This window comes from Xylophilus rhododendri, from assembly GCF_009906855.1.
GTDB lineage: Bacteria > Pseudomonadota > Gammaproteobacteria > Burkholderiales > Burkholderiaceae_C > Xylophilus > Xylophilus rhododendri.
Genome location: NZ_CP047650.1, coordinates 1,580,498 through 1,598,339, shown reverse-complemented (window position 1 = coordinate 1,598,339; position 17,842 = coordinate 1,580,498). Strand labels below are relative to the sequence as shown.

At 69.2% G+C, this 17,842-nt stretch carries 16 protein-coding genes; 7 read left to right on the top strand and 9 right to left on the bottom strand.

What is annotated here, in order from left to right; all coding sequences use genetic code 11:
* Positions 1-13: 13 nt before the first annotated feature.
* From GT347_RS07255 to GT347_RS07230, 6 genes are all read right to left on the bottom strand, one after another.
* Positions 14-1,123, bottom strand: coding sequence for an ABC transporter ATP-binding protein (locus GT347_RS07255; protein WP_160551323.1), 1,110 nt, complete (start codon positions 1,121-1,123; stop codon positions 14-16).
* Positions 1,120-2,640: an amidohydrolase family protein gene (locus tag GT347_RS07250; protein ID WP_229722778.1), complete on the bottom strand. Its 1,521-nt coding sequence runs from the start codon at positions 2,638-2,640 to the stop codon at positions 1,120-1,122. Before GT347_RS07250 ends, GT347_RS07255 begins: the two co-directional genes overlap by 4 nt.
* A gap of 13 nt (positions 2,641-2,653) precedes the next feature.
* On the bottom strand, positions 2,654-3,694 hold the full coding sequence (locus GT347_RS07245; protein WP_160551322.1) for an ABC transporter substrate-binding protein: 1,041 nt from the start codon (positions 3,692-3,694) through the stop codon (positions 2,654-2,656).
* Positions 3,695-3,853: 159 nt separating this feature from the next.
* Complete coding sequence (locus tag GT347_RS07240) at positions 3,854-4,519, bottom strand: aspartate/glutamate racemase family protein (protein WP_160551321.1); 666 nt, start codon at positions 4,517-4,519, stop codon at positions 3,854-3,856.
* A gap of 86 nt (positions 4,520-4,605) precedes the next feature.
* Positions 4,606-5,976, bottom strand: a complete 1,371-nt coding sequence (locus GT347_RS07235; protein ID WP_160551320.1) for an amidohydrolase family protein — start codon at positions 5,974-5,976, stop codon at positions 4,606-4,608.
* Positions 5,977-5,991: 15 nt separating this feature from the next.
* Positions 5,992-7,047 carry an ABC transporter substrate-binding protein gene (locus GT347_RS07230; RefSeq protein ID WP_160551319.1) on the bottom strand — a complete coding sequence of 352 codons (1,056 nt, stop codon included), beginning with the start codon at positions 7,045-7,047 and terminating at the stop codon, positions 5,992-5,994.
* A 310-nt stretch (positions 7,048-7,357) separates the two neighbouring features.
* Between GT347_RS07230 and GT347_RS07225 the strand changes: the two genes are divergently transcribed.
* The 7 genes from GT347_RS07225 to GT347_RS07200 are packed head-to-tail and all read left to right on the top strand — an operon-like array spanning position 7,358 to position 14,044.
* The gene (locus GT347_RS07225; protein ID WP_160551318.1) at positions 7,358-8,449 is read left to right on the top strand and encodes an ABC transporter ATP-binding protein; all 1,092 of its coding nucleotides are present in this window, start codon (positions 7,358-7,360) and stop codon (positions 8,447-8,449) included.
* A 7-nt stretch (positions 8,450-8,456) separates the two neighbouring features.
* Positions 8,457-9,062: an ABC transporter permease gene (locus GT347_RS07220; protein ID WP_229722777.1), complete on the top strand. Its 606-nt coding sequence runs from the start codon at positions 8,457-8,459 to the stop codon at positions 9,060-9,062.
* Positions 9,059-9,322: an ABC transporter permease subunit gene (locus GT347_RS27455; protein ID WP_229722776.1), complete on the top strand. Its 264-nt coding sequence runs from the start codon at positions 9,059-9,061 to the stop codon at positions 9,320-9,322. The genes GT347_RS07220 and GT347_RS27455 overlap by 4 nt, the downstream gene beginning before the upstream one ends.
* Positions 9,315-10,184 carry an ABC transporter permease gene (locus GT347_RS07215; RefSeq protein ID WP_160551317.1) on the top strand — a complete coding sequence of 290 codons (870 nt, stop codon included), beginning with the start codon at positions 9,315-9,317 and terminating at the stop codon, positions 10,182-10,184. The genes GT347_RS27455 and GT347_RS07215 overlap by 8 nt, the downstream gene beginning before the upstream one ends.
* Positions 10,185-10,218: 34 nt before the next feature.
* Complete coding sequence (locus GT347_RS07210) at positions 10,219-11,727, top strand: amidohydrolase family protein (RefSeq protein WP_160551316.1); 1,509 nt, start codon at positions 10,219-10,221, stop codon at positions 11,725-11,727.
* Positions 11,724-12,644 (top strand): polysaccharide deacetylase family protein, encoded by a 921-nt coding sequence (locus GT347_RS07205; protein WP_160551315.1) that lies wholly within the window; start codon positions 11,724-11,726, stop codon positions 12,642-12,644. The genes GT347_RS07210 and GT347_RS07205 overlap by 4 nt, the downstream gene beginning before the upstream one ends.
* Positions 12,641-14,044 carry an amidase gene (locus GT347_RS07200; RefSeq protein ID WP_160551314.1) on the top strand — a complete coding sequence of 468 codons (1,404 nt, stop codon included), beginning with the start codon at positions 12,641-12,643 and terminating at the stop codon, positions 14,042-14,044. Before GT347_RS07205 ends, GT347_RS07200 begins: the two co-directional genes overlap by 4 nt.
* 1 nt (position 14,045) lies before the next feature.
* Here the strand turns inward: GT347_RS07200 and GT347_RS07195 are convergent, their stop codons facing one another.
* From GT347_RS07195 to GT347_RS07185, 3 genes are all read right to left on the bottom strand, one after another.
* Positions 14,046-15,566, bottom strand: a complete 1,521-nt coding sequence (locus GT347_RS07195; RefSeq protein WP_229722775.1) for a Fic family protein — start codon at positions 15,564-15,566, stop codon at positions 14,046-14,048.
* A gap of 159 nt (positions 15,567-15,725) precedes the next feature.
* Complete coding sequence (locus tag GT347_RS07190; protein WP_160551312.1) at positions 15,726-16,736, bottom strand: Bug family tripartite tricarboxylate transporter substrate binding protein; 1,011 nt, start codon at positions 16,734-16,736, stop codon at positions 15,726-15,728.
* A gap of 43 nt (positions 16,737-16,779) precedes the next feature.
* On the bottom strand, positions 16,780-17,817 hold the full coding sequence (locus tag GT347_RS07185; protein ID WP_160551311.1) for a mannonate dehydratase: 1,038 nt from the start codon (positions 17,815-17,817) through the stop codon (positions 16,780-16,782).
* Between the last annotated feature and the right edge of the window lie 25 nt (positions 17,818-17,842).

The following is a 17,842-nucleotide window of genomic DNA, read 5'->3' as shown; positions in this document are numbered from 1 at the left end:
GCGGCGGCCTTTCTCAGGCCGCGGCCGGCGTGGTGCCGGCGGCATAGATCAGGGTGTCTTCCACCGCCCAGTCCAGCGCCAGGCGCTCTCCGGTCCGCGGGGCCGCGCCCAGGTGGGCGGGCATCTCGACCGGAAGCCGGCCGGGCCCGGCCCCGCTGCCCGGTACGTCGAAGTAGACGAGGCGGTTGGCGCCCCGGTAGACGGTCTCGGCCACCGCCAGCACGACGCGGTTGCGCCCCTGGGCGGTGGCGGGCGCTCCCAGCGCGATCATCTCGGGCCGCACGCCGACCAGCACCGCCGCGCCGGGCGCCAGGCCGGGCGCGCAGGCCATAGGCGCGCGCACCGTGCCGCTGCCGGTGTCGACGAGCCAGCAGCCGTCCTCTGCGCCGGCGACGGTGCCGCGCAGCTGCGCCGACAGGCCGACGAAGTTCAGCGCGAAGGGCGTGCCGGGCCGTGCGTAGATCGCCTCGGGTGTATCGAACTGCTCGATGCGCCCGCGGTTCATCACCGCGATGCGGTCGGACATGACCAGCGCCTCGTCCTGGTCGTGGGTCACGAAGATGGCGGTCATGCCGGCGTCGCGCAGCATCTGGCGCAGCTCGATCTGCATGGTCTCGCGCAGCTTGCGGTCGAGCGCGGACAGGGGCTCGTCCAGCAGCACCAGGCGGGGCCGGGTGGCCAGGGCGCGGGCCACGGCCACCCGCTGCTGCTGGCCGCCCGACAGCGCCGAGATGGGCCGGTCGCCCAGGGCCTGCAGCTGCACCGAGGCCAGCGCCGCCTTCACGCCCGCCGCGACCTCGCCGCGCGGCGTGCCGCGCGCCCGCAGACCGAAGGCGATGTTCTCGCCCACGGTGAGGTGCGGGAACAGCGCATAGCTCTGGAACACCACCCCGATGTTGCGGCGGTGCGCCGCCAGGGCGGTGACATCCGTGTCGCCGACCACCACCCGGCCGGCGTCGCAGGGCGCCAGGCCCGCGATGATGCGCAGCAGCGTGGTCTTGCCGCAGCCCGAGGGGCCCAGCAGCGAGACGAATTCGCCGGCCGCGATGGCCATGTCGAGGCCGTCCACCACCGGCTGCGAGCCGTAGCGCTTGACGATGCCGTGGAGTTGCAGGGAGCTCATGTGCTTCGATCCGGTTGGGGATAGTCGTCGTAGAAGGACCTGACCCGGGGCAGGGTCTCGCGTGCCAGCCAGCGGCGCTGCTCTTCGGCCGGCGTGAGGGGCCGCGACAGCCGCTCGGCGATGTCGGCCAGCACCGCGTCGCGGTCGATGCGGGTGAAACGGCCCTGGGCGTACACCGCCTCGCCGTGGATGAAGACGGTGTCCACGTGTTCGCGGCGGGCGCGCTGCAGCAGCGCGTCCAGCGGCGCGACCGCATCGTCCTGGAAAGGCCAGGTGGCGGCGCGCAGGTCGATGGCCACCGCGTCGAAGCACAGGCCCGGCGCCAGCCGGCCGATTTCGCCGCGAAAGGCGGTGGTGGCCGCGCCGTGGCGGGTGGCCATCTCCAGCACCTCGCCGCAGCCGGGCACCTCGCGCTCGTCGAAACCGGGCCTGCGGTGGGCGCGCAGCACCAGGCGCATTTCCTGCAGCATGTCGCGGTCGTCGTTGATGCCGGCCTCGTCGATGCCGATGGCCACCGGCACGCCGCGCCGCAACAGGGCCATGACTGGCGCCAGGCCGCTGCGCAGGCGTGCGTTGGAGCTGCAGTTGTGGCAGACGCAGCTGCCGCTGTGGGCCAGCAGCTCGATGTCCGGCGGCGTGAGCCACACCGCATGACCCAGGGTCATGTCCGGCCCCAGGGCGCCGAGGCGATGCAGGTGCTGCACGGCGGTGGTGCCGGTGCGGCGCCGGGCGTATTCCTTCTGGAAGGGCGTCTCCAGCAGGTGCATGTGCAGGGGCGCACCGGCGGCCCGCGCGTGTTCGAGCGTGCGCTGCAGGCCTTCGTCGCTCATCCAGTGCAGGTTGGCCGGTGCGTACTGGATGCGGATACGCTCGTCTTGCCGGGTGTCGGCGCGCAGGCGCTCGTGCAGGGCCAGTTGTTCGTCCAGGCCCAGGGTGAAACGCCGCAGGTGCCGGCGCAGCGCCTCGCCGACATCGCCCGGCAGGCTGGCGCAGAAGGCCTCGTCGTCGCCGTAGACGATGCGGTTCTGCTCGCGCAGCGAATAGGCGAAGGACACCCGCATGCCGACGGCCCGGTAGGCGTCGAGCACCCGGGTGCAGCCGGCATGCAGGTCTTCCAGGCCGCCGGCGAAGCGCGGGTACAGGTGCTGCACGCAGGTGATGCCCGAGGCGACCATGTCGAAGGCGCCGTACAGGGTGTCCAGATAGGCGTCCACCTCGCGTGCACCCAGGCGGCTGGCGAACCAGAGTTCCAGCGGCAGGTCGGCCGAACCCAGGGCGAGCGGCGTCAGGCCGACATGGTGATGGGCATTGACGAAGCCCGGCAGCAGCATGTGGCGCGGGAAATGGCTCACCGGGGCTGACGGGTACTGCAAGGCGAGCTGCGCGAACTCGCCGACCGCCAGCACCCGGCCATCGGCATGGGCCACTGCCGCATCTGTCAGCACCTCGGGCTGGCCGCTTTCGTCGATGCCGGTCACCAGCCAGGCCGCGCGGACGATCGCCGTGGGCATCTGCATGGCCGCCGGAGGCTCAGATCGCCATTTCGCGGTCCCAGCGCTCGACCCAGCTCTTGCGGTTCTCGGCGATGTACGCCCAGTCGGGGATGAACACATTGCCCTTGGGCGCATCCGAGGGCGTGGCCACGGTGGTGTTGGTGGGAAAGGAGAGCGAAATGTCGGCCACCTGCTTCTGCCAGGCGCCCAGCATGCCCTCGATGAAGGCATTGGCCATGGCCGGCTCCGGGCCGTTCTTCACCTTGGCGATGCCGCTGGGCATGGCCATGCCACCTTCGCGGGGCAGCACGAAATCCACCGGCGCGCCCTTGGCCTTACGCTCGATCGCGTTGTAGCCGATCATGCCGGCGATGACGCTGGCCTCGCCCTGTTCCAGCAGGTTCAGCGCCTGCGGCAGCTGGGTGTAGACGGTGAGCAGATTGGGCTTGAGCGCCTTCATCTTGCGGAATGCGGCTTCGGGCTGGTATTGGGCCTCCTTGAGCGGCTTGCCGGTTTCCAGCATGGCCGCGATCAGGAACATCGACAGCCCCTCGGTGTTCTGCAGCGAGGGGATGACGACCTTGCCCTTCATCGCCGGCTCCCACAGCGCCGCATAGCTGGGCATCTGCTTGAGCTTGCCGGTATTGAAGGCCACGCCGGTGCTGGGCTGGGTGTAGTTGGCCCACATGCCGTCCATGTGCACCGTGCCGGGCTTGAGGTGGGCCAGGCTGGGGATGTCGGCCGGATTCATCTTCTCCAGCACGCCTTCCTTCACCGCCGGGATCATGACCGGGTCGTCCATCAGCACCACCGACATGTAAGGGCGGGCCTTGTTGCTGACCATCTTTTCCAGGTTCACCAGGGAGCGGGTGCCTTCGAAGATCACCTTGCATCCGGTCTGCTTCTCGAAGACCGGGATGAGGGTGTCGATGAACGCCTTGTGGCCGCCGGCGCCGCCGACCACGATCTCGCGGCCGCGGCCCTGTCCGAGGGCCCAGCCGGGCAGCAGCAGGCTGCCGGCGGAAGCGGTCGCAAGGGCGAAACCACGGCGGCTCAGGCCGTTCTCAGTCGTCTGCATGGCACATCCTTCTCTTGGGCATGGCGCCCGGTGAACGGGGCGGCGCCGCACCGGGAGGGATCGCGGTGGCGCCAGGAATGTGCACGATTCAATAAATATCGTGCACGTTTCTTGGCTTGAGCATCTTCCGTGCCATCCGCGGCAGGGCTGGGTCTGTCGCTAATCGGACCTGAGCAGCACCGACAGCCGCCGCATCGCTGCGGTGATGGGCGCGATCACCGGCACCGCGAAACGGGGCCCGAGCGCGGCGGCGGCCTGGCCCAGCGGGCCGCCGCCGATGATCACGGCCTCTGCGCCGTCGCGTTCAATGCAGCGCGCGACCGCCTCGGCCAGCGCCTCCTCCAGCGCCCGCGGATCGGCCGCCAGCGCACGCGGCTCGCCGGGCGTCAGCTGGATGCCGGTGTATTGCGCCGCGAAGCCGTGCGCGACGGCCAGGCCGTCGATGGCGCGCACCAGCCCGGGCGTGACGGTGGCGATGCCGAAGCGGCGGCCGCCGGCTGCCGCTTCCTGCATGGAGGATTCGCAGAGCCCGATCACCGGGACCGCGCACACGGCTCGCAAGCGCCCGATGCCAGGATCGCCGAAGGCCCCGACGATCACGCCCTCGGCGGGTGTCGCTGTGGTTCGCGCATGGGCCAGCCAGGTCCGCTCCACTTCGACCGCCGAGCGTTCCAGCTCGGCCTGCTCCACGATCATCCCGGGCCCCTCACCCGCCGCCGCGCCGAGCACCCGCCAACCCGGCGCTGCCTCCAGCGCGGCGAGCCGGACCATCATCGCGGTGGTGGCGGTCGAGGTGTTGGGGTTGATCAGCAGGATGTCGCGCATGGAGTCGCATCAGCAAAGTGGTGTGCCAAGTGTGTATCCAAAAAAAAGAATGTATGGATACACGAATCGCTTGGGGCGCTAGGTACTCAGGCGGCGGCGCGCCAGTACTGCACGCCTTCCGCACCCCAGAGTTCCTGGCAGGCGGTCTCGGCTTCGGCACATACGGTGTCCATGTCGACCCGGGTCGGCAGGCCGTCCGCCACCAGCATTTCGCCTTCGACGAACACGTAGCGCACGTCCCGTCCCTGGCCGGTGTGCACCAGGTTGCCGAGAGGATTCACATGCGGCCGCAGGTGCGGACGGTTGGCGTCGAACACCACCAGGTCGGCCGCCTTGCCGAGCGCCAGGCTGCCGATCTCGTCGCCCATGCCCAGCGCGTTCGCGCCGGCCTGGGTGGCCATGTGGAAGACGTGCCTAGGCTGCCACTCGTCGTTCACGCCGCCTTCCTGCACCCGCGCGGTGGCCAGCGCCCAGCGCATCAGTTCGACCATGTCGGCATGCTGGGTGTCGGTCGCCAGGCAGATGTTGACGCCGGCCCGGGCCAGCGCAGGTGTCGGTGCCAGCCGTCCGGATGCCGCATTGCATTTGGGGATGTGCACCGCATGGGCGCCGGCCGCGGCCATGCGTTGCATGTCCTCGGGTGTCAGGTAGATGCAGTGGCCACCCATCAGGCGCTGGTTGAGCAGGCCGGTTTCTTCGAGCACCTCGGTGGAGGTGCGGCCGGTTCGCTCCTTCACCCGCTGCACCTCCACCCGGCTCTGGCCCAGGTGGGTGCTGACGGTCATGCCGTAGCGGGCCGATGCGTCCGCGATCTCGCGCAGGAAATCGTCGGAACAGGTATCGACCGCGTGGGCCGCCAGGTTGACCTTCACCCGGGGATGCCCCGCCCAGCGTTCACGCAGGGCCAGGCCGGCGTCCAGCGTGCGGCGGCCGATCGCCGGGTCGTAATGCCACTCGCCCTGCGCCACGCGGGCGAAGTCGACGTCGTGGATGCGCCAGCTCGGGCACAGGCGCAGGCCCAGCTCGACCATGGCTTCGGTCGCCACATCGGCATGCACGAAGTTGTCTCCCACCAGGGTCGAGCCGAACAGCAGCGCCTCCAGCGCGCCCAGCCGGGCCAGCGCCCGCGCCTGCTGCGGATTCAGCTGGGTGCCCTTGGGAATGCCGGGTGTGTAGGAGGGCGCGAAACCGAGGTCGGCCGCCACGCCGCGCACCATGCTCAGCATGCTGTGGGTGTGCGGATTGACCAGGCCGGGCGTGATGAAGTGCCCGGGCAGGCGCAGGGTGCGGGTGGCGGCGAAATGCGCCGGCGGATGGTCGTCCAGCCAGGCGATGCGCCCGTCCCGGATGCCCAGCGCGCAGTTACGGATCTCCGGCCGTGCCGGATCCGCGGTCAGCGCGATGGCTTCGAGTATCAGCAGGTCGAAGGCGGCGGCGGGCGCAGCGGCGCTTGGCATGGCGAAGCGGCCGCCTCAGACCCGGACTTCGCGGTTGAAGCGGTCGATGTACTCGCCGCGCCGGGGGTTGAGCTTGGCCCAGTCCACGCCGTTCATGGCGGTGATCTCGGCCATGTTCTTGGCGTAGGCCTGCAGGCCCGGGCTGAAGGCCGCCTTCGAGCTGACCGGTGCGACGAAGTAGGGCGCCGCGGCCATCTGGGTCTGCACTTCCGGGCTCAGGGCGGCGTTGATGTAGGCGGCGGCCAGGTCCGGGTTGCGGGTGTTCTTCACCACGTGCATCACGCTCTTGATGTGGATCCAGCCGGTGTCTGGCTTGGCCAGCGCCACCGGCACGCCCTTGCCCTGCAGGTCGCCCACGTTGTTGTTGTAGTGCACCGAGATGTCGATCTGGCCTTGCTGGAACAGCGTGGCCAGGGCGCCCGGGTTGCTGGCCACCGCGCTGACGTTGGGCAGCAGCTTCTTGACGAACTGGAAGGCCGGCTCCAGGTTCTCCTCGCTGCCGCCGTTGAGCCGGGCGATCTCCACCATCCAGGCCGACATCAGGGTGGAGCCCATGCCGGCGAGGCCGACGCGGCCCTTGTATTCGGGCTTGAGCAGGTCGTTCCAGGAGCGCGGCGGGTTCTTGATCTTCTCGGTGTTGTAGGCGATGCCGATGATCTGGCCGGACACGAAGGCGCCGTAGCCGCGCGGGTCCTGCAGGCCCGCGGGCACGTCCTTCAGGTTGGGGATCTTGTCGACCGGAAGCTTCTCGAAGATGTCCTGCGACAGCGCGGCCAGGTAGGGGCCTTCGTCCAGGATGATGACGTCGAAGGGCGGGTTCGCCTTGGACGCCGCCACCTTGGATACCGTGTCGACCGCCAGCGAGGGGACCAGGCTGACCGAGGCGCCGGTCGCCTTGGTGAACGCGGGCAGCAGGATGGCACGGTGGGCCGATTCCCAGGCGCCGGGATAGGTGGTCGCCGAGATCGTCTTCGATTGCGCGAAGGCCGCGCCGCCATGCCAGACCATGGGGGTGGCGGCTATCGATGCGGCGCCCTGGAGCAGGCGGCGGCGGGACAGTTCAGTGCTCATGGAGGTTTTCCTGTTCGACGGTTGGAGACGAGGGCCGGGACCAGCCAGCGCAATCTCCGTGCCCGTCGGGTCGCCGCTGGAGCGGCCTCCGTGCAGCAGGCCGCGAATACCAATGCGGTGCAGGGAATGCGTCAATTTGGATTCTTTGAATGCACCGTTTGTGCGCAAAATGAAATTGGATTGGCCACAATAAGGTGTGTGGTGAAAAACAATCGGTGGAAACCATGGCCGGCCGGGTGGCATGGTTCTTGTGTCCGGAGCCCTTCGATCAGCGGCGCATTCCGGCGCCGGTGCCCTGGAGGTCTTCCCCATGCAAGAACCCGCGAAGACGGCCGGCGTCGGCGTCACGCTCGACCAGATCCAGCACCGCTACGGCGCCAGCACCGCCGTCGAGTCGGTCTCGCTGGAGATCCCCGCCGGTCAGCTGGTCGCCCTGCTCGGCCCCAGCGGATGCGGCAAGACCACGCTGCTGCGCATCGTCGCCGGCCTGCTGCGCCAGACCTCCGGACATGTGCGCATCGGCGGCGAAACAGTGGACGCGCAGCCCACCAACGAACGCGGCGCCGGCATCGTCTTCCAGAATTACGCGCTGTTCCCGCACATGACGGTGGAGGCCAACGTCGCCTACGGCCTGCGGGCGCAGGGTGTCGCGGCGGCCGCCGCGCTGAAGACGGCGATGGAGATGCTGGCGATGGTGCGCATGGAGGCCTACGCCAGGCGTTATCCGCGCGAGCTGTCCGGCGGGCAGCAGCAGCGGGTGGCCCTGGCGCGCACCCTGGCGGTCAGGCCGCGGGTGCTGCTGCTCGACGAACCTTTCGCCGCGCTCGACAAGAACCTGCGGCTCGACATGCAGATCGAGATCAAGCGCATCCAGCGCGAGCTGGGCATCACCACGCTGCTGGTCACCCACGACCAGGACGAGGCCATGTCCATGGCCGACCGCATCGCCGTGATGAACGCCGGCCGGGTGGAGCAGTTCGACACGCCCGAGACCATCTACGACCGTCCGGCCACCCTGTTCGTGGCGACCTTCATCGGCACCGCCAACCTCATCGGCGGCCAGTTGCCGGCCCACGGCGGCGGCCCGTGCGAGATTGCCTGCGAGGGCGGCGGAAGCCTGGTGGTGGACCGCGCCGCGCCATGTTCGCGCGCCGGCAGGGTGATGGTGGCGGCACGGCCGGAACACCTGAGCCTGGCGCCGCCTTCCGCCGACGCGCTGCCTGCCACGGTGGCGATGGTGCTGCCGCTCGGGCCCTCGCTGGTCTACGAACTGCTGCTGGGCAATGGCCGCACGGTGAAGGTCACCCAGCCGCGCAATGCCGGCGAGCGGCGCTACGAGCCGGGCGAAACGGTGGGCCTCAGCCTGCGGGCGGGCTCGCCGGCAGCGGTGTTTCAGGACTGAGCGCGCCATGTCCGCCGCTGCCATGGATACCGGTCCGCGTTTCAGGTCCGCCCTGCCGCTGAGCATTCCGCTCGGCCTGTTCTTCCTCGTCTTCGTGCTGGTCCCGATGGCGCTGCTGGCCTGGGTCAGCCTGCACGAAGACAGCACGCTGAGCCGCTTCGGCTTCTCGCAATACGCCAAGTTCCTGGGCGACGGTTTCAACCTGGAGGTGCTGGGCAACACCCTGTGGCTGGGCCTGAAGGTCACGCTGCTGACGATCGCCCTGGGTTTTCCGCTCGCCTATCTGTACACGCTGGCACCGCGCCGCTGGCAGGGGCCGCTGATGCTGCTGATCGTGCTGCCGCTGCTCACCAGCTCGGTGGTCCGCACCTTCGCCTGGGTGGTGATACTGGGCCGGCAGGGCATCGTGAACATGGCCTTGCTGGAGACCGGCCTGATCGCCGAACCGCTCAAGCTGCTGTACACGCCGGCCGGCGTTTCGGTGGCCCTGGCGCAGATCGAACTGCCGCTGATGGTGCTGCCGCTGATCACCGCGCTGACCAACCTCGATCCGAACCTGCGGCAGGCCTCGCTCGCCCTGGGGCGGGCCACTGGCGCACCTTCTTCAAGGTGACGCTGCCGCTGTCGATGCCGGGGCTGCTGGCCGGTGCGCTGCTGGTGTTCGCGTCGGCCGTGAGCGCCTTCGTCACCCAGACCCTGGTCGGCGGCGGCCAGCAGATGTTCATGCCCTTCTACATGTACCAGCAGGCCATCCAGGCCGGCAACTATCCCTTCGCCGCGGTCATCGCGGTGCTGCTGCTGGCCTGCGTGCTGGCGGTGGTGGTCTTCATCAATGCGCTGGGGCGCCGCAGCCGGGGGTTCGTCCATGCCTGATGTTTTCGTGTCCGGCCAGCCGGCCCCGGCCCTGCCCACCGGGCGCGGCGAGTCCTGGCGCGGCGGGCTGGAGCGGCGCTCCTTCGCCCTGGCGTTCGGCCTGCTGGGCCTGCTGGCGGCGGTGTTGCTGCTGGCGCCGACGGTGGTGGTGCTCATCACCTCCTTCACCAGCGGCTATTCGCTGAAGTTCCCGCCGCCGGGGTATTCGGCGCGCTGGTATTCGGCCCTGTGGAACGAGTCGCCCGAGCTGATCGAGGCCTTCGTGCTCTCGCTGGAACTGGCGGCCGTCGCCACCGCCGCCTCGGTGGTGCTGGCGGTGGCGGCGGCGCTGGCGCTGGCACGGCGCCGGGAGGCCTGGGCACGCACTTTCGAGGCGGTGCTGCTGTCGCCGCTGATGCTGCCTTCGCTGGCCATCGGGCTGTCGCTGCTGATGCTTTTCAACCTGGCCGGCACCGGCCTGTCGTTCTGGACCCTGGTGCTGGGGCATGTCGCCATCACCACGCCCTACATCCTGCGGACCACCTCGGCCAGCCTGCTGCAGATGGACGGCGCGCTGCTGGAAAGCGCGCGTTCGCTGGGCGCGCGGCCGGTCTATGTCTTTCGCACGGTGACGCTGCCGCTGATCTCGCGCGGCATCCTGGCGGGCGCCTTCATCGGTTTCATGTATTCCTTCGACAACGTGGCCGTGTCGCTCTTCCTGTCCGACGCACGCAGCGAGGTGCTGCCGATCCGCATGTGGCACATCATCGAATCCAACCTCGATGTGCGCGCCGCGGCGGTTTCCGGTGTGCTGATCGCCGCCACGCTGGTGCTGATGGTGGTGATGGAGCGGGTGGCCGGCATCTCGCGCCAGTTCCGGTGAGCCGGGCCTCTTCCCTCGATCCAGGAGCTTTTCGATGAGCGAGAAACGAACCCTGCTGCGCAATGCACGGGCCCTGCTGGGCGACACGCTGGCGTACGACGGCCAGGCGCTCGACGTGCTGGTGGAGGGCGAACGCATCGCGGCCCTGGCGCCCGCCGGAACCCTGTCCGGCGCCGAGCTGGAGATCGACCTGAGCGAGCGCCTGCTGGTGCCCGGCCTGGTCAACGGCCACCAGCACTCGCACGAACACTTCCAGCGCGGCCGCACCGAAAACCTGCCGCTGGAACTGTGGATGCACCTGGTGCGCACCCGCATACCGGTGGCGCTGACGCCGCGCCAGGTCTACCTGCGCACCATGCTCGGCGCCATCGAATCCCTGCGCACCGGCTGCACCACGCTGGTCGACGACATGGCGCTGGGCGGCGCCATCCAGCGCGAGAACATCGACGCGGCCATGCAGGCCTATGAAGACGCCGGCATCCGGGCGCTGATGGGTTTCGCCATGATGGACAAACCCATCGTCGACAACTTCCCCTTCGTGCAGCAGCACTTTCCGCCGGAGCTCGCGGCCGAGCTCCGGGCCGCCCCGCGGCCCGCGGCGCAGGACTGCCTGGACCTGGTGCGGGAGCTGGCCAGGGACCGCCACCCGCAGTCCCGCCGGGTCGGCGTGCTGGTGTCCGCATCGGCGCCGCAGCGCTGCAGCGAGCCCTTCCTGCACCAGGTGCGCGCCCTGGCCGACGAGCTGGCCCTGCCGGTCATCACCCATGTGCAGGAGACGCGCCTGCAGGTGGTCACCGCGGAGTTGTTCTACGGCTGCCCGATGGTCGAATACCTGGACCGCATCGGTTTCCTGAAACCCGCCACCAGCCTGATCCACGCGGTGTGGCTCAACCCGCGCGAAATCGACGCGCTGGCCCGCAGCGGCGCCACCGCGCAGCACAACCCCTGGAGCAACCTGCTGCTGGGTTCGGGCGTGCAGCCGGTGCGCGAGCTGCTGGACGCGGGGGTCAACGTCAGCCTGGGGTCGGACGGCTCCTGCTCCACCGTTACCGTGAACATGCTCAATGTGCTGGGCAGCGCGGCGGCGGTGTCCAAGCTGCGCGGCGACGATTTCGGCCGCTGGCTGTCGGCGCGCGAGGCCTTGCAGGCGGGCACGCTGGCCGGCGGCCGGGCGCTGGGTTTCGGCGAATCGCTGGGTTCGCTGCGGGTGGGCGCCATCGCCGACCTGGTGGCCTATCGCACCGACACGGTGACCTTCGCCCCGCTCAACGATCCGCTGCGCCAGCTGGTCTACGCCGAGCGCGGCGCCGGACTCGATTTCTCGATGGTGGCCGGCGAGGTGGCGATCCGCGCCGGCCGCCTGACCCGCATCGACGAAGCCGCGCTGCTGCGCGAGGTGGCGGACGAATTCCGCGAGCTGGCCGGGCGCTACTCCGAGGCCGAGGCTTCGGTGGCGCCCATCCTCGAAGCGGTCGAGGCCATCTACCGCCGCTCGCTCGCCACCGCCATCGCGGCCGACACCCACACCGCACGCCTGCCATGAGCCATACCCGCGACTTTTCCGGATACCGCTGGAACTACCCGAGCCTGCGCTGGCCCGGCGACGCCGGCCTGGCGCTGTCCTTCGTGCTCAACGTGGAGGAGGGCGCCGAGTTCTCCCTGAGCGCGGGCGACGAGCGCAACGAGGGCCGGCACGAGGTCAACCACGAGATCGTCGGCGTGCCCGACCTGTGCATGGAAAGCCAGTTCGAATACGGCGCCCGGGTCGGCTACTGGCGCATCACCCGCATGCTGATGGACGCCGGTGTTCCCCTCACCCTCAACGCCTGCGGGCGCGCGCTCGAAGCCACGCCCTGGATCGCCGGCGACGCGGTCGAACAGGGCTTCGAGATCTGCTGCCACGGCTGGCGCTGGGAGTCCCACGCCGGCATGCAGGAGGCCGAAGAGCGCGAACGCATCGCACGCACGGCGGCGACGGTGACACGCCTGACCGGCCGTGCGCCGGTGGGCTGGCACACCAAGTCCTCGGCCTCGCCGAACACCCGGCGACTGCTGGCCGAGCATGGCGGTTTCCTCTACGACAGCGACGCCTACAACGACGACCTGCCGTATTACCTGGCGGTGGCGGGCAGGCCGCACCTGGTGCTGCCCTATGCCTTCGACACCAACGACATGCGCTTCTTCGACAGCTTCGCCTATGTGCGCGGCGACGATTTCGCCGATTACGCCATCGACGCCTTCGAATGCCTGCTCGAAGAATCGCGCCACGCGCCGCGGATGATGTCCATCGGCCTGCACACCCGCATCATCGGCCGGCCGGGGCGCATCGGCGGGCTGCGCAAACTGCTGGCGCACATCGCCGGCCGGCAGGGTGTCTGGTGCGCCACCCGCGAGCAGATCGCCCGGCACTGGCTGGCCACGGTGCCGCCGGATGCCCTCGCCACGGGAGGCCGGCCATGAACCGGCCGCTCGACGAGCACACCGCCCTGGCGCTGGCGGCGCGGGTTTCGGCCGGCAGCCTGAGCGCGGTCGAGGTGGCGCGCTTTTTCATCGAACGGGTGGAGCGGCTCAATCCCGCGCTCAACGCCATCGTGCAGTTCGACGCGGGCCTGGTGCTGGCCGAAGCCGCGTCGGTGGACCGCCGGCTGGCGGCCGGCGAAACCCTGCCCCTGGCCGGCGTGCCCTTCACCGTGAAGGACAACCTGTGGGTCGGCGGCCGGCGTGTTTCGCAGGGCTCGCGCCTGTTCGAAGACTTCATCGCGCCGCGCGACGCCTGGGCGGTGGCCCGCCTGCGTGCGCTGGGCGGCGTGGTGCTGGGCATCACCAACTGTTCGGAGTTCGCCTGCAAGGGCGTCACCGGCAATCTCCTCTACGGCACCACCCGGCATCCGCTCGACCTCTCGCTGACGCCGGGCGGCTCCTCCGGCGGTGCGGCCGCGGGCCTGGCCGCCGGACTGGGGCTGCTGGCCTTGTGTACCGACGCGGGGGGCTCCACCCGGCGCCCGGCCGCGCACACGGGCCTGGTCGGCTTCAAGGCCAGCACCGGGCTCATCCCGCATCCCTGGGGATTCACCGAACCGAATTTCGGGCTGTCGGTGGTCGGCATCCTGGCGCGCAACGCGGCCGACTGCGCCTTCGTGTTCGACCGGCTGCTGGCCTACGACGCCAACGACCCGGCGGGCGTACCCATCGCGGCAGGGCTGGAGGTGTCGGCCGCACCGCCGCTCCAGCGCTCGACCCTGCGGCTGGCCTGGAGCGCGCGCCTGGGCTGCGACTTCGCGGTGGACGAGGACGTGGCCCGTCAGCTGGCGCGGCAGGTCGAGGCCTTGCGCGCCGATGGCTGGTCCATCGCGGACGCCGACCCGCCCTGGCCGGAGGCGGTGCGGGAATATCCGCTGATCGTGCTGCAGCAGGCCGGCCTGTTCGCCCTGTATGGCGAGCGCCTGGCCGATGCCCGCGAACGCATCGATCCCGACCTGGTGGCCCAGATCGAGACCGGCGCTACGGTCACCCCGGCGCAGGTCGCCCGTGCGCTGCGGCTGAAGGAGAAGATCGGCCAATGCCTGGCGAACTTCTTCGACTCGTACGACCTGCTCTTGTGCCCGACCACGCCGGTGACCGCCTGGCCTGTTGACCAGCTGGGGCCTCCCGTCATCGGCGGACGGCCCGCCGGCCCGCGGGGCCATGCCGCTTTCACGCCCCTGTTCAACTACTGCGGCGTGCCGGCCTGCTCGGTGCCCGCCGGCCTGGTGGACGGCTTGCCGGTCGGGCTGCAGGTGATCGGCCCGCGCATGGAAGACGCGCGGGTGATGGCCTTCGTCTGCGCAGTGGAAGCGCTGCTGTCCAGGCCCGCTCCTTGATTCAGGGCGCACCTTCGGCCGGTGCGGCCTGGAAGACGTCTTGCAGTGCATCGGCGAGCCTGGCCGCGGTGGCGGCGTCGGCCAGCGCGGGAAACTCCTGGGCCAGCTTGTTCGACACCTTGCCGCCGTTGTCGCGCACCGATCGGACGATGCGGTCGATGTCGGTATCCGGTCCTTCGATGACCTGCTTGACGCGCTCGCGCGCCAGCCGAAGGCTGCGCAGGTAGCCGGCTTCCTTGCGCATCTCCTGCTCGATGGTCACGCGCACGATGTCGGCGATGTACTCGACGTGGTCGGTGAGCTCGGGGTAACGCCAGGCGTGCAATGCGTCCGCGTAGCCTTCGAACTGCAGGTTGTAGCGCACGCCATCCTCCGCCAGCTGCTCCGGTCCGAAACGCCAGGCGTCGGTGTAGCGGCGCATCAGCGGCTGCGAGAACAGTTCGAGCACCTGGTCGTAGCCGCGGCGCTTGATCACCGAACTGGTGATGGTCGCCGACACGGGCAGGATGAAAGGCTCGGGGACGGCGCCGTCCCGCCGCAGCACGTCGTTGACCAGGAAACGCGAAATGCGTCCGTTGCCGTCGGACATGGGGTGGACATAGACGAAGCCGAACGACAGCACGGCGGCGCGGACCAGGGCCGAGCCGCCGGCGGTCCGCTCGGCGCAGTCGCGCAATCCCGACAGCAGCTGCGGCACATCGTCCCAGTGGGGCGCGATGTAGTGCACGACCTCGCGGAACCCTTCAACCTCGCCGACGAAGACCGGTGAGCGCCGCACGCCGTAGCGCGTGGCGCGCGGCCCCAGGATCTCGGCCTGCAACTCGCTCAAGGACGCCTGGGACAAGGGATCCTCATGGCGGCCGCACCAGCGCTCCATCACGGCGGCGAAACGCCGCACCCGGTCGATCTGCTGCTCCTCGTGCTCGATCGCGAAGCTGGCCCGGCTTTCCTTGATGGTGAGCCAGACGGCGCTGCGCTGCAGGATGTCCGCGCCGAATTCCGCCTCGAGGGCCGCCAGATGCTCCGCGCATGCATAGCGCTCGGCCTGCCGGACCGCTGGCGTACGCAGCACCACCGGGCAGAAGTCGCGCGAGCCGGGCAGGTTGTCGCGCACCCGCCATCGCTGGTTGTTGGTCGATCGGGAGGACGTGAGGTAGCGCTCCTCATCGAGCGCGCTCACATAGTTGCCGGCCGCGACGCCCGCAAAGTCGAGTACCCGTCCTGTGAGGTACTCGTAGAAGAAGCCGGCGCGTCGGGCATATTGCCCCGTAGGCTCGGCTGCAATCCATGCCTCCAGTTCGACGGCCGGGGCGGCATCGAACAATCGTGCGAGGAATTCGAGGTGAACGCCCTCGTGTTTGAGTGCGAAGGTGAGGTGGCCCGCCAGCGACGCCGCGGGGCGAGTTGCCGGGGGATACTGCTCGTGGACGTAGCCGTTTTCGCGTAGCGTCGTGCGGGATCTGCCGATGGCACTGTCCGTGCGAAATGCCTGGACCGCGTCGATGGCGTACTGCTCAGCCAACCACCGGTACCCAATCCAGTCGGGCATAAAAAAAGGGGCGGCAGCCCATAAAACGATTAGAAGTCCTGGATTTTGATTAAATCCGGACTTCTCTGCAAGATTTCGATTAAATCGCCCCGGCGTCCGACTTTTTCTGGACGTCGCCGACGGGGCAGACCGCTATTCGGCCCGGATGTCGTTTTCTTTCACGATGTCGCGCCACCGGTTGAAGTCGTCGGTGGTCATCTTCTTCAGATGCTCCGGCGTGCCGCCGCCGGGGTTCTCGCCGCGGTCCGCGATGGTCCTGACGAGGGCCGGATCCTTCAGCGAGGCGTTCAGCGCGGTGTTGAGCCTTTCCACGATGGGCGCGGGCAGGCCGGGCGGGCCGTAGAGGCCGATGAAGGCCAGGATCTCGAAGTCCTTCAGGCCCAGTTCGGTGGCGGTCGGAACATCCGGCAGGCTGGGCACCCGCTTCGCGCTGGTCACCATCAGCGGACGCAGCTGGCCCGATTTGACGAAGGGCGACACCACCGAGGCGGCATCGAACAGGCCGCTGACCCGGCCGGCGATCACGTCGATGATGGCCGGTCCGCTGCCCTTGTAGGCCACGTGGGTCATGGTCGGTTTGCCGATACGGTCGCGCATCAGCTCCATGGTGACGTGGGTCAGGCTGCCGGCGGCACTCGATGCGTAGTCGACCCCGCCGCGGGTCTTTTCCTGGGCCTTGATCCAGCTGACGTATTCGCCGAAGGTGTGCACCGGCATGTTCGCCGGGACCACCAGCACCAGGGCCGATTCGAGCATCAGGCCGATGGGCGTGAACTTCAGCGGGTCGACCATCGCCGTGTTGCGGTAGGTGTGCGGGTTGATGCACATCGCGCCGTTGCCGGCCAGCAGGCGGTAGCCGTCCGGCGGCGCCTTCATCACATAGTCGGCACCGATATTGCCGCCCACGCCGGCGCGGTTGTCGATCACCACCGATTGGCCCAGGGCGCTTTGCAGGCCGGCGGTGATCATGCGGCCGCCGAAGTCGGTCTGGCCGCCGGGCGGGTAGCCGACGATGATGGTGATGGGCTTGCTCGGATAGGCCGATTGCGCCCAGGCCGAGGGCGCCATCGCCGTCATGCCGGCGACGAAGGCGCCGCCGCCCCATGCCAGCGCGCCGCGCCGCGAGATTTGATTGCTGTCCATTCGAATGTCTCCCCCGATCCCGGGTGTGTTTATGAAAACCGGCTCAGCGCGGTGCGCTGGCCTCCCACAGGCCGTTGAGGTAGACCGCGCCCAGCGCGCGGTCGAACAGGCCGTAGCCGGGCTTGCCGGTTTCGCCCCAGATCATGCGGCCGTGGTCCGGCCTGAAATGGCCGGTGAAACCGACCTCGCGGTAGGCCCGCACGATGGCCGCCATGTCCAGCGAACCGCAGGCCGACAGATGCGCGGTTTCCTCGAAATCGCCGTCCGGATCGACCTTCACATTACGCAGGTGCGCGAAGTGGATGCGCCCCATGCCGCCGAACTCACGCACCAGCGCCTCCACGTTGTTCTGCGGGCCGGCGCCGAGCGAACCCGAACAGAGCGTGATGCCGTTCTCGGGCACATCGACGATCTTCAGGATGCGCGCCAGGTCGTCGCGGTTGCTGACGATGCGGGGCAGCCCGAACAGCGGCCGCGGCGGGTCGTCCGGGTGGATCGCCATCTTCAGCTGCAGCTCCTGGGCCACCGGAATGACGGCCTTGAGGAAATACGCCAGGTTGTCCCGGTACTGCTCGACCGACATGCCCTGGTACTCGGCCAGCAGCGCCTTCATTTGCGCCGGCTGGAAACTCATGTCCCAGCCGGGCAGGGACATGCCCTGGTCGAGGTCGATCTTCTCCAGGTCCTCGATGCTGAAGGACAGGCAGGTCGAGCCGTCTTCCAGCGTCTTGGACAGCGAGGTGCGTGTCCAGTCGAACACCGGCATGAAGTTGTAGGCGACCACCTGGATGCCGGCCTGCGCCAGGTGGCGCAGGGTCTGCTGGTAGTTGGCGATGTAGCGGTCGCGGCCGGGTTTGCCGAGCTTGATGTCCTCATGCAGCGCGACCGATTCGACGACTTCGAACTTCAGCCCCGCGGCTTCGATCCTGTGCTTGAGCGCCTGGATGCGGTCCAGCGGCCACACCTCGCCGACCGGCACGTCGTGCAGGGCGGACACGATGTTGCTCATGCCGGGAATCTGGCGGATGTAGGCCAGCGGGATCGGGTCGGTTTCGCCGTACCAGCGGAAAGACATCTTCATGGGGCTTCCTGGGTTCTCCAAATTG

Coding starts and splice junctions, on each gene's coding strand:
- GT347_RS07255 (WP_160551323.1), bottom strand. CDS start 1,123: ATGAGCTCCCTGCAACTCCACGGCATCGTCAAGCGCTACGGCTCGCAG.
- GT347_RS07250 (WP_229722778.1), bottom strand. CDS start 2,640: ATGCAGATGCCCACGGCGATCGTCCGCGCGGCCTGGCTGGTGACCGGC.
- GT347_RS07245 (WP_160551322.1), bottom strand. CDS start 3,694: ATGCAGACGACTGAGAACGGCCTGAGCCGCCGTGGTTTCGCCCTTGCG.
- GT347_RS07240 (WP_160551321.1), bottom strand. CDS start 4,519: ATGCGCGACATCCTGCTGATCAACCCCAACACCTCGACCGCCACCACC.
- GT347_RS07235 (WP_160551320.1), bottom strand. CDS start 5,976: ATGCCAAGCGCCGCTGCGCCCGCCGCCGCCTTCGACCTGCTGATACTC.
- GT347_RS07230 (WP_160551319.1), bottom strand. CDS start 7,047: ATGAGCACTGAACTGTCCCGCCGCCGCCTGCTCCAGGGCGCCGCATCG.
- GT347_RS07225 (WP_160551318.1), top strand. CDS start 7,358: ATGCAAGAACCCGCGAAGACGGCCGGCGTCGGCGTCACGCTCGACCAG.
- GT347_RS07220 (WP_229722777.1), top strand. CDS start 8,457: ATGTCCGCCGCTGCCATGGATACCGGTCCGCGTTTCAGGTCCGCCCTG.
- GT347_RS07215 (WP_160551317.1), top strand. CDS start 9,315: ATGCCTGATGTTTTCGTGTCCGGCCAGCCGGCCCCGGCCCTGCCCACC.
- GT347_RS07210 (WP_160551316.1), top strand. CDS start 10,219: ATGAGCGAGAAACGAACCCTGCTGCGCAATGCACGGGCCCTGCTGGGC.
- GT347_RS07205 (WP_160551315.1), top strand. CDS start 11,724: ATGAGCCATACCCGCGACTTTTCCGGATACCGCTGGAACTACCCGAGC.
- GT347_RS07200 (WP_160551314.1), top strand. CDS start 12,641: ATGAACCGGCCGCTCGACGAGCACACCGCCCTGGCGCTGGCGGCGCGG.
- GT347_RS07190 (WP_160551312.1), bottom strand. CDS start 16,736: ATGGACAGCAATCAAATCTCGCGGCGCGGCGCGCTGGCATGGGGCGGC.
- GT347_RS07185 (WP_160551311.1), bottom strand. CDS start 17,817: ATGAAGATGTCTTTCCGCTGGTACGGCGAAACCGACCCGATCCCGCTG.